We start from the raw sequence: 11,562 nt of genomic DNA, 5'->3' as shown, positions 1-11,562 counted from the left end.
GTATGGCGCCGATACTGCCCGCGGAACTCGCGCACCTGGGTCCGGTCGTGGGCACAGTCGAAAGCAACGGGATCACTTCGGCCGCGGTCTATCCGATGCCCGCCGATCTCGTCGACATCCCCGGCTGGGCAGTGCGGCACCGCGCGGAACTCCGGGCGGCGCTGGCCCGGTTCGGAGTGGTGCTGCTGCGCGAGGCGACCGTGGATGTCGGGGTCTTCGGACGGATCGTCGCCGCGGTCGGCGGCGATCCGCTGCCCTACCGGGACCGCTCGACACCCCGTTCGCATATCGAGGGAAATATCTACACTTCCACCGAATACCCTGCCGATCAGCGTATCCCGATGCACAACGAGAACTCCTACGCCGATTCCTGGCCCGCGACGCTGTGCTTTCTCTGCGTCGAACCCGCCGACGAGGGTGGCGAGACGCCCGTCGCGGACAGTCGGGCGGTGTACGGGCGGATCGACACCGGAATTCGGGATCGGTTCGGTGACGGCATCGTCTACACCCGGACCTACCGTGACGATCTCGGGCTCGGTTGGCGACAGGCGTTCCAGACCGACGCCCGGTCGGAGGTCGAACGCTACTGCGCCCGGCACGGCCAGCATTGGGAGTGGGACGGGCCGGTCCTGCGCACCCGGTTCCATCGGCCGGCCTGGCGTACCCATATCGGATCGGGTGGTCCGGTGTGGTTCAACCAGGCCCACCTGTTCCACGTATCGGCGTTGGACGAGGAGATCCGCGAGGCATTGCTGCTCAGCTATCCGGAGCGCGATCTGCCGCGCAACGCCTATCACGCCGACGGCACTCCGCTGTCCGTGGACGATCTCGGCCGGATCGACGCGGTCTACCGGGAATGCGCGCTGACCATTCCCTGGCGGCGGGGCGATCTGATGATGGTGGACAATACGATCGCGGCACACGGCCGGATGCCGTACGGCGGTACGCGTCGCGTTCTGGTGGCCATGGCATGACCGGCGACATCACCGAGCAGAGCGCGACGGTCTATGCGGCGTCCTCGGGCCAGCGCCGACTGTGGTACGCGCAACGTCTGGCCCCGGGAACGCCGATCGTCAACGTGCCCTTGGCAATACGATTACGAGGTCCGTTCGACCACGCGGCCTGGCAGCATGCGGTCGACGCGGTGGTGGCCCGGCATGATTCGCTGCGGACCTGTTTCGCCGATCGGGGCGGGATACCGGAGCAGGTGGTTCTCGACGCGTGCCCGGTCCGAGTCGAACTGGCGGAGATACCGGCATCCGGCGTCTCGGACTTCGTGGACCGGATCGCGACCGCCCCGTTCGATCCGGCCGTTGCGCCGCTGTGGCGCGTCGCGGTGGCCCGCATCGCCGCCGACGACCATCTGATGGCGATCTGTATGCACCACGCCGTCACCGACGGCAGATCGTACGAAGTCCTGTTGCACGAGCTTTCGGTGAGTTATACGGCGTTCCGGGCCCATACGGGTCCGGTTCTGCCCGAATTGCCGGTGCAGTACGGTGACTTCGCCGAATGGCAGCTGGATGCCGTCGCCGGGGGCCGGTGGACCGATCAGGCGAAATTCTGGCGGACCGAACTCGCGAATGTGCCGCTGCTGCTGGAGTTGCCGGCCGCCCGGCCGCGCCCGGCCGTGCGGTCTTCGGCCGGCGAGTCGATTCCGTTCGTGGTGCCCGAGCCGACGACGGCGGGTATCCGGGATGCGGCCCGGCGGCTGGGCGGAACCGTGCACATGGTGCTGATGGCCGCGTTCCAGGCGTTGCTCGCCGATATCGCGGGGCAGGACCGATTCGTCGTCGGCACGGCGGTATCCGGGCGCGGCCCCGAGGCGGTGGCCGATCTGATCGGGTTCTTCGTCAATACCGTTCCGGTCGGTGCGGATTGCTCGGGCACGCCCGACTTCCCGGAGCTGTTCGGCAGGGTCCGGGAACGGCTGTTGCGGGCATACGCCCATCAGGACCTGCCGTTGAACGATATCGTGGAGGCCGTCGGCCCGCCGCGGGATCCGGCTCGCACGCCGCTCTTCCAGGCTGTCCTGACCTACGGTCCGCACCCGATCGCCGAACTGCGGCTGCCCGATATCGAGCCGGAGTACGTGCCCGTGGCGCCCTCCGGCGGCTGCCATTCCGACCTCGACCTCATCGTCTACGACATGGGGAACCGGTTGCAGGGCTATCTGATCAGCCCTGCCGCGCTCGTCGAGCGCGAATGCGCCGCCGGATGGGTCACCTCGATGCTCGCGCTGCTGGACGATATCGCGGCCGGATCGGATCGCAGGCTGTGCACCGCCGCTCGTCCGGTGCCGTCGGTGACGAGACGCGGAGCCACTCCTGCCGCCCCTGCCGCCGAGCTACCGCGCACCGATCAGCAGCAGTCGGTCGCCGAGATCTGGGGCCGGGTGCTCGGCCTGGACTCGGTCGGCGTACGGGACGACCTGTTCGCGTGCGGGGGCGATTCCCTGCAGGCGATGCGGCTGCTGAGCCGGATCGAAACCGCGACCGGGCACAGCATCGCGCTGGCGGATTTCCTGTGCGAGCCCACCGTGGCCGGGCTCGCCGCATTGCTGGTGGATGCGGCGGACCCCGCCGCGAACGAGAAGGCCACACCGGCGATCGGCCCGTCCGTACGCGATCCCGCACGTGTGTCCTATGGTCAGCAACGCCTCTGGTTCATGCAACGACTGGAACCCGGCAGCACCACCTACACCGTGCCGGTGGCCGCCAGAGTGCGGGGCGAGCTGGACCTCACGGTTCTGCAGCGGGCGCTCGACCTGGTCGTGGAACGTCACGATGGGCTGCGGACCCGATTCGCCGACACCGGAGGTATTCCGGAACAGATCGTGGCGGACGAGTTCCGGGTGGAACTCCGAATCGAGAAGATCACGGCCTCGGCCGTGGCGGATTTCGTCGACCGGGTGGCTGCCGTTCCGTTCGACCTGACCACCCTGCCGCTGTGCCGCGTATTCGTCGCCGGAATCGGTGCCGCCGACCACCTGATCGTGCTCACGGCACACCACGCCGTCACCGACGGCCGATCGATCGACCTGCTGTTCCGGGACCTGTCGCTGTGCTACAACGCGCTGCGGGAAGGCACGGTACCCGACCTACCGGACATTCCGGTTCGCTACGGCGACTACGCCGAATGGCAGCGCGCCGTGGTCGAGGCGGGACACTGGGACGACCAGGCGTCGTTCTGGCGAGCCGAACTCGCCGACTGGCCCCCGGTCCTGGAAATCCCGACCGACCGGCCGCGGCCGGCGGTGCGGTCAGCGCGCGGGCGATCGCTGCATTTCACGGTGCCGCCCGACATCTCGGCGGGGGTCCGGGCCGCGGCCCGGCGATACGGCGGGACAGTGCACATGGTGCTGATGGCAGCGTTGCAGGCGGTGCTCGCCGATATCAGCGGACAGGACCGGTTCGTGGTCGGAACGGCGGTAGCGGGCCGAAATACCGGCACCGTCGACAACGTCCTCGGATTCTTCGTCAACACCGTTCCGGTCAGAGCGGACTGTTCCGGCGCACCGGGCCGTCCGGAGCTCTTCGATCGCGTCCGAGGCAGTCTGCTGCGTGCGTATTCGAATCAAGACCTGCCCCTGGACCTCATCGTCGAGGCCGTCCGACCGCCCCGCGATCTCGCCCGCACCCCGCTCTTCCAGGCAGTCCTCACCTTCGCGACCGATCCCTGCGCGGAACTGCGGCTCGGCACCGCGCGGATCGAATCGTATCCCGTACTGCAGAAGGTGGCCCGGACCGATCTGACGGTGGAGATCCACGACATCGCACCGGCTCTGGACGGCATCGTGGAATTCGCCACCGACCTGTTCGATCCGGCCACCGCGACCTCGTTCGTCGACCGCTTTCTGGAGGAGCTCGCGCAGTGGAACCACTGACCGAAATGACCGGTCCCGATATTGCCGCATACCTCACCCGCGTGTGGTGCGCGATCCTCGATATCGCCGCCGTCGGCCCGGATGACAACTTCTTCGACCTGGGCGGAACGTCCTTCCAGCTGCTCATGGTGAAGGACCGCCTCGACGCCGAGCTGGGTATCGGTATCGAGCTGCTCAGCTTCTTCCGCTATCCCACCGTGACGGAACTGGCCGACCACATCTACGGGAAGACACGATGACGGTGGACGATGCGATCGCAGTGGTAGGTATGGCAGGCCGCTTTCCGGGCGCCGCCGACGTCGCCGGACTCTGGCACAACCTGGTGGCGGGCCGGGAGTCGCTGATCCGCCCGGCGAGCGGCGAATCGGGCTCCGGTGCCTACGGGGTGCTGGCCGATATCGACCTGTTCGACGCCGAGTTCTTCGCGGTCGCGCCCGCCGAGGCCGAACTGCTCGATCCACAACATCGGCTGTTCCTCGAATGCGCCTGGCACGCTCTGGAAAACGCCGCGTGCCCGCCGCACCGCTACGGGATGCAGACCGCGGTCTTCGCCTCGGCCAGCCCGAGTACCTATCTGCTGCGGACCCTGCTCGACCGCTTCCGGCACGCGGATCCCACCGAGCAGCACCGTATCCTGCTGGCCACCGACAAGGATTACCTGGCCACTCGCACCTCCTACAAGCTCGACCTGGGCGGCCCCAGCATCGGTGTGCAGACGGCCTGCTCGTCCTCGCTGGTCGCGGTGCACCTCGCCGCCCGCGCGCTGGCCGCGGGCGACTGCGGTGTCGCGGTGGTGGGCGGGGCGACCGTATCCCTGCCGCAGATGACGCTGCAGGAGCACGTCGACGGTGCCATCGTCTCGGCGGACGGGTACTGCCGTCCGTTCGACGCCGCCGCCACCGGCGCGGTAGGCGGTAACGGTGTGGCCGCTGTGGTGTTGCGCCGAGTCTGCGACGCGGTCCGGGACGGAAATCCGATACGTGCGGTGATCCTCGGATCCGCGGTGGAGAACGACGGCCGACGCAAGGTCGGCTATGCCGCGCCCGGCTGGGAGGGCCAGGTGCGGACCGTATCCCGAGCGCTCGAGCGGGCCGGAATCGCGAGTACCGAGATCGGGTATGTGGAGGCCCACGGTACCGGCACGCCGATCGGAGATCCGCTGGAAGTATCCGCCCTGGCGGAGGCGTTCGGGCGCCACCGTGCCGGAACGGCCGCCCCCGGCGATTGCCTGCTCGGCTCCGTCAAATCGAATATCGGACATCTGGACGCCACCGCGGGGGTGACCGGCTTGATCAAGGCGGTCCTCGCGCTGGAGCACGGAATCATCCCCGGCACAGTGAATTTCCGGGAGCCGAACCCGAATTTCGAATGGGATCGGTCGCCGTTCGCGGTCAACCCGGCGACCGTGGACTGGCCGCAGGCCCGCGCGGACCGCCGCTGCGGGGTGAGCAGCCTCGGAATCGGCGGCACGAACGCGCATATCGTACTGGCGGGCTGGGCCGAGCCGAAACGCCCGACCGCTCGGCGCTCGTGCCATGTGGTCACGCTCTCGGCGCACTCCGATTCGGCGCTCGCCGCTCGGGCGCGGAACCTGCGCGCCCATCTGGAAGCCGACCCGGGCACCGATGCGGCCGATATCGCCCGCAGCGCCCAAGCGGGCCAAGGCGCGCTGCCGTATCGCCGCGTCGTCGTCGCGCGCAGTCGGTCCGAGCTGATGGCAGGGCTCACCGATACCGCACCGGGGGGTGCGCGCGCGGCATCCAAGGCAGCGGCGGTGTTCCTCTTCCCGGGGCACGGCGGGCAGTACCCGGACGTGGGTGCCCGGCTGCGGTCGGACTTCGCGGTCTTCCGGAACGCGTATCGGGAATGCCTGGAACTGCTGGACGCCGCCTCCGATCGAGACCTGAGAGCGCTGCTTTCCGAACCGGACCGGGTCGAGGACACGGTGGTCGCCCAACCGGCACTCTTCGCGGTCGAGTACGCGCTCGCCCGAACCTGGCTCCATCTCGGTGTGCGGCCGGCGGGAATGATCGGCCACAGCTTCGGCGAATACACAGCGGCGGTGATCGCCGGCGTACTGACCGTCGAGGACGCGGCACGACTGGTGGTGACCCGCAGCGAGCTGATGCACGGGCTCGCACCCGGTGCCATGCTCGCCGCGGCGGTGCGTGCGGAGGACACGGCTCGATTCCTCGCCGCGGGTGCGGATCTGGCCGCCGTCAACGCCACCGAATCCTGTGTGCTGTCGGGGTCGGTCGAAGTCATCGATGCGGTCTGCGCGGATATGACCGGGGCGGGCATCCCCTACCGGCGCCTGGCGGTGGCGCGGGCCTTCCACAGCCGGATGACCGATTCCTGCCTCGACGACCTCCGCGCCGCGTTCGCGCAGATATCGCTGGCCGAACCCGGAATCCCGTTCGTCTCCAATCTCACGGGCACCTGGATCACCGGCGAACAGGCGACCAGTCCGGACTATTGGGTCGAACAGACCCGGGGCACGGTCCGGTTCGCCGACGGTCTGGCCACGATATTCGCATCGTCTCCGGCGGTGGCCGTGGAACTGGGACCCGGTCGTGCACTGAGCAGGCTGGCCCGGCGGGATCCAGTACGGCCGGCGGGTACGCGGGTCCTCGCGGCGCTGCCCGCGTCCGACGACGCGGAAGCCGAATCCGAATGCTTGTCCACGGCCCTGGGGGCGGCGTGGTCGGCGGGCATCCCGGTCGACTGGCCGGCGGGGTGGGAGCCCGCACAGTCGTCGGCCGTCGTGGACCTGCCCGCCTACCCGTTTCAGCGCACCCGTTACTGGCCTTCGGACACCCCCGAGGTGAGCGTGGATTCCATCCCACCGGCCGAGCCGGCCCCGCGACCGGAAGCGCGTCCGGCCCGGTCCGGCCCGGAAACCGGAGATCTGCTCGGGGCGGTGCGCACCACTTACACGGCGGTGATCGGGTGTCCACTCGACGACGACGCGAATTTCTTCGACGCCGGCGGCGACTCACTGGTCGCGGTGCAGGCGGTACTGGCCCTGCGCACCGAACTCGGCCGGGAGCTGTCTTTGCGCGAATTCGTCGACAATCCCAGTATCGAGCAGCTCGCGTCCCTGCTCGCCGCGCGAGAGATCGCCGGCGCCGTCCCCGGCACGACACCGGCCGCACCGGCTCCGCCGACCGTCGTCCGCACCTGCCCGGCGACACCCGCTGTGCGCACGCCCGACAGCGCCACCGGCGCGAGCGGCGACCGGTCCGGGCCGGACCTCAGCGTATTCTTCTTCTCCGCCGAATCCGTCGGAGGCGACCGTTACGGGCTGATCCTCGACTGCGCCCAGCGCGCCGACGAGCTCGGATACACCGCGATCTGGACTCCGGAACGCCATTTCCACCAGTTCGGCGATCTGTTCCCCAATCCGTCGGTGCTCGCCGCCGGAATCGCCACCCGCACCAATCGCATCCAGCTGCGTGCGGGCAGCGTGGTCGCGCCGCTTCATCATCCGGCGCGTATCGCCGAGGAGTGGGCGATCGTGGACAATCTCTCGGGCGGACGCGTCGGACTCGGGTTCGCGCCGGGTTTCCTGCCGCTCGACTTCGTCTTCGGCCAGGCGTCCTATCAGCGCAGGCAGCAGGTATTGCTGGACCGCATCGAAAAAGTGCGCACCCTCTGGCGCGGCGAATCGATCGAGGACATCGACGGTTCGGGCGAGCGGGTGCGTCTGCGTACCTTCCCCCGGCCGGTGCAGCCCGAACTCCCGGTCTGGCTCACCGCCGCCACCAATCCGGCCACCTTCGCCGCCGCGGGCCGGTCGGGTTACCACGTGCTGACCGCACTGATCAACCTGGACGTGGCCGAGCTGGAAGAACGGATCGCCGCCTATCGGGCCGGGCGCGCGGAGGTGGGTCTCGATCCGGCTGCGGGCGTTGTCACCGTGATGGTGCACGCGTATCTGGGCGCGGGTGACGACGCCGCGGTACGCGCGGTGGTGGAGCGGCCCTTCCGGGAATACCTCTGGGCGAATTCGGAGATCATCAGATCCGCGGCCAAGGCGGTGCTGGGTGATCTCGACCTGGACCGGCTCACGCCCGCCGACCGGGAGACCCTGATGGACTTCGCGTTCGCCCGGTACTGGGGGTCGAGCGCGTTGCTCGGCGGCGCGGAAACCTTCCGGACCCGGGCCCGGCGTCTGGCGGATATGGGTGTCGACGAGATCGCCTGCCTGGTGGACTTCGGTCTCGACCGTGACACCGTGGTGGCCGGGCTGGAACGTATCGCCGACACGATGGCGTTGCGAGCCGCACCACCGGTATGATCATGCCCCCCGGTGTGCGCGTCGGCCACCTCCGGATCTTCCTGGGTGGCCAGGCGGTATCGCTGCTGGGTGACGGGCTCGCACTGCTGGTGGTGCCGTTACTTGCGCTCGAGCTGACCAGCAGTCCGATCGTGTCCGGACTGTCGGCGGCCACCGTGGCGATCGGTCATCTCTGTGTCGGGGTGCCCGCCGGCGTCATCGTCGACCGGTTCGGCCCGTGGCGGCTGCTCATCGCCACGGATGCACTGCGCGCCGGTCTCTTCGCCGCGCTGTTCGTCCTGGCCGTCACCGATCTGCTGACCGTGCCACTGCTGCTCGCGCTGGGCGTGCTGGCGGGTGCGTGCCATGTTTTCGCCGAGACCGCGGTGACCGTGATCGTGCGGGACCTGTGCGCCGATCGCGATCTGCTGCGGGCCAACTCGGTACTCGAGACGAGCAACCAGTTCGCGCTGGTGTTCGGCCCGGTCACCGTCGGCGTGCTGGCCGCTACGGTCGGCCTGGACATCGTGCTCCTCGCCGACGCGCTCACCTTCCTGGTATCGCTGGTCTGCGTGCTGGCGGTCTGGTCGCTCCGATCGCCGCGGTCGTCGGTGGCGCAGCCCGGAGGATTCCGTCACCTCTGGCGGGAATTCCGTGACGGGTTGCGATACCTGCTGTCGCTTCGGCTCCTGGTGGTGCTGACGGCGCTGCAGATGGTCGTGAACTTCGGTCTGGCCGTCGAGAAATTGCTGTTCTTCTACGCCAAGGACACCCTGGGCCTGACCACTTCCCTGGTGAGTGTGATCGTGGCCGCCGGTGGCGTGGGTGGGCTCGCGGGTGCGCTCACGGCGCCGCGGCTCGGTTACCGGCTCGGGCATATCCAGGTCTTCACCGGCGGTGTCGTACTCTCCGGAATCGCCACGGCCGCGATGAGCTTCGCGCATTCCTGGCAGGTTCTCGCGGCGGCGAACGCGGTGTACCTCTGGGCCCTGGTCACCGCGAGCCTGGTGAATCGCACCCAGCGGCAGTTGATGGTGCGTGCCGATATGCTCGGGCGGGTCACCAGCACCGTGAAACTGTTGTTCCTGGCCGTGGATCCGATCGGTGTCGCGGTCGCGGGAGGTCTCACGCTCGTGCTCGGTGGTGATCCGCGGCTCGTGTTCCTGGGTGCGGGGATGCTGGTGGTGGGCGCGGCGACAGCGGCGTGGTACTGGGGTCTGCGCGACTATCGCCGGGCCGCGATGAGCAGCCTGCGGTAATCACGCAGTGTCGGCGTCATGGTTCGTGCTTCCGAGACCAGTACCCCGGCGGCCGCGGTACCCAGTTCCGCGATGAGATCCGATTCGGCGGCGATTATCCGGTCGTATACGGCGGTCTGACGTTCATACCAGCCCGCGGACTCGCGGCAGGAGAGCACTTCCCATCCCGCCGCTGTCAGCAGCGTCGAATACGACAGATAGCTCGGTTCCCAGGTCGACAGGACCCAGCGTGCCCCCGGCTCCAGCAATCGCGCGACCTCGCGGACGGCCGCGGGTTTGTCGATCACCATCCACAGCGCGTCGATGCTCACCGCGCCCTGGAACGAACCCGACGGTAGTCCGGTATCGAGGAAATCGCCGACGACGAACGTCGCCGGACCGCCGGGGTACAGATCCGGGGCGCGCTCGCGCGCCGCCGCGACCGCTTCCGGGAGCAGATCCACCCCGACCAGTTCGACTCCGGCCTGCCGGGCGATCCACAGACCCGGTCCGCCGCGGCCACAGCCGACGTCGACGATGCGGTCGCCCGGGCCCACGTCCAGCCAGCGCCGCAGCGACCCCAGTTCACCGGCCGAACTGAAGCCGAGCGGTTCCAGTCCGTCCGGGAGGTCCGCGCCGTAGCAGTCCTGCCAGATCGTGGTGAGTGTCGGGCTCCAGTCGCCGACGGCGTACACGGGCCGGTACCGGGCTTCATCGGCGAGCAGCGTCGGCTCGGCTGCTCGGACGGGGTCCGCGGCCGGCAGCGGCTCCGCGCTCACAGCGCCGCTTTCGTCAGTGGTGCCTCGAGGTCGGCGACCGTACGCACCGGGGTAGTAGCGGCGCGCGGCAGCGGCACATAGTCGTCGGTGGAATAACTGCCCGAGCCGTGCACCACCACCTCCGTACCGGGTGGTACCAGATCCCGTTCGACGGCATTCATGACACCGGTCAACGCCATCACCAACGACCATTCCCGGAGCGCGGCCGCGTCGGCGGGCAACGCGATATCGACGGCGGCCAGCCGGGCGCGCAGCTCGTCGTACCGGGCCAGGCATTCGCGTCGCGACACGACGATGCCGTCCCCGCCGTGCCGTTCGATGATGGTGTTCATCGTCGGCGAGGTGGCCGGTCGGCGGGTGTAGAAGGTGCTGTCCAGCTCCTCGGCGGGATCATCGGTGACCGCCGGGAAATGCGGATCGGCGTGCTGTACGAATACCTGCGCGGATTCGTCGCGCGCATAGTGCGGCGCGATCTCGCCGCCTGTTCTCACGCGGAGCAGATCGGTCACCATATCGGGCGTGCGCAGATGCTGTACCAGCAGGAATTGGGGATGTTCCGGGTCGGTTCCGGGGTAGCGCACCCGGCGGCCGAGGTGGTATCCGAGCAGCCCGAACGCACTGGAGACCGCGTGGGCGTGCGTCCTGCCCTGCGGCGGTGCCGTGCCTGATTCGTCTGCCTCGAAGAAAGCTCTGGCCGTATCGGCGACGATATAGTTGGCGAGGTCCATCGTGTACCAGAGCCGGACTCCGCGGTCCTGCTCGAAGGAGTCCGCCGCGCAGCGTACGAACTCCGATGCCAGCGCCTTCACCCCATCGGGCTGCGCGCCGTCGAAGAGCAGGATCGGATTGCGCCGCAGCAGTTCCGAATCCTCGGACAACTCCGAAGCCCACAACTTGGGCAGCGACTCCGCGGGCGCGATCACCGCAATACTCAGTTCGGTGGCCGACACCAGTCCGAGCCGGATCGCGCGCAGTACCGCGTCGCGCAGGGCGGTCCCCTTGTTCGCGGAGGTCGGTGTCACGATCATCACCCGCTCGCCCGTCCGCCGGATATGGGCCACCGCCCTGGCCACGATGAGCACCGAGGCGAACGTTTTCGTGGTCCGGGTGGACTCGGTACCGCGCAGGTCCAGCAGCTGCAGCTCCCGGCCCGCATGCGAGCCCAGCCCGACCATGCGCATTCGAGCCGCTCCCAGCAAATTCGCGAGCTGTCCGGTCAGTTCGGGTAGCTCCGGATCCATGGCCAGGCCCGGGGTGTTCGGATCTCCGTTCTCCGCCCGGTGGAGCCGGGCGGCAGTCCGTAGGTCCGCGTAGTAGCGGACCAGCACACTGTCCTGGCCGGCGTCGAACGGAAGTGCGTTCTGTGCATGCACCATCGGA

General features: G+C 68.8%; 7 protein-coding genes. 5 read left to right on the top strand and 2 right to left on the bottom strand.

The genetic code is table 11. The annotated features are described in order from the left end of the window. Nucleotides 1–2: 2 nt before the first annotated feature. Genes ACWCPQ_RS05600 through ACWCPQ_RS05580 form a run of 5 tightly spaced genes read left to right on the top strand, consistent with a single transcriptional unit; the run spans nucleotide 3 to nucleotide 9,424 of the window. On the top strand, nucleotides 3–974 hold the full coding sequence (locus ACWCPQ_RS05600; RefSeq protein ID WP_449895120.1) for a TauD/TfdA family dioxygenase: 972 nt from the start codon (nucleotides 3–5) through the stop codon (nucleotides 972–974). Next, nucleotides 971–3,886: a condensation domain-containing protein gene (locus tag ACWCPQ_RS05595; RefSeq protein ID WP_449895117.1), complete on the top strand. Its 2,916-nt coding sequence runs from the start codon at nucleotides 971–973 to the stop codon at nucleotides 3,884–3,886. Before ACWCPQ_RS05600 ends, ACWCPQ_RS05595 begins: the two co-directional genes overlap by 4 nt. After that, nucleotides 3,874–4,125, top strand: a complete 252-nt coding sequence (locus ACWCPQ_RS05590; protein WP_449895116.1) for a phosphopantetheine-binding protein — start codon at nucleotides 3,874–3,876, stop codon at nucleotides 4,123–4,125. The genes ACWCPQ_RS05595 and ACWCPQ_RS05590 overlap by 13 nt, the downstream gene beginning before the upstream one ends. Then, nucleotides 4,122–8,186 (top strand): type I polyketide synthase, encoded by a 4,065-nt coding sequence (locus ACWCPQ_RS05585; protein WP_449895114.1) that lies wholly within the window; start codon nucleotides 4,122–4,124, stop codon nucleotides 8,184–8,186. The genes ACWCPQ_RS05590 and ACWCPQ_RS05585 overlap by 4 nt, the downstream gene beginning before the upstream one ends. Before the next feature lie 2 nt (nucleotides 8,187–8,188). Beyond that, nucleotides 8,189–9,424, top strand: a complete 1,236-nt coding sequence (locus tag ACWCPQ_RS05580; RefSeq protein ID WP_449895111.1) for an MFS transporter — start codon at nucleotides 8,189–8,191, stop codon at nucleotides 9,422–9,424. Here ACWCPQ_RS05580 and ACWCPQ_RS05575 read toward each other — a convergent pair. Both ACWCPQ_RS05575 and ACWCPQ_RS05570 read right to left on the bottom strand, forming a co-directional pair. Then, on the bottom strand, nucleotides 9,391–10,182 hold the full coding sequence (locus tag ACWCPQ_RS05575; RefSeq protein WP_449895109.1) for a class I SAM-dependent methyltransferase: 792 nt from the start codon (nucleotides 10,180–10,182) through the stop codon (nucleotides 9,391–9,393). The two genes, ACWCPQ_RS05580 and ACWCPQ_RS05575, sit on opposite strands and share 34 nt — an antisense overlap. Further along, complete coding sequence (locus ACWCPQ_RS05570) at nucleotides 10,179–11,558, bottom strand: DUF6002 family protein (protein WP_449895106.1); 1,380 nt, start codon at nucleotides 11,556–11,558, stop codon at nucleotides 10,179–10,181. Before ACWCPQ_RS05570 ends, ACWCPQ_RS05575 begins: the two co-directional genes overlap by 4 nt. Nucleotides 11,559–11,562 lie beyond the last annotated feature (4 nt).

The organism is Nocardia sp. NPDC001965, assembly GCF_053594175.1.
Note: the sequence above shows the minus strand (reverse complement) of the source record. Positions and strands in the feature narration are given on the sequence as shown.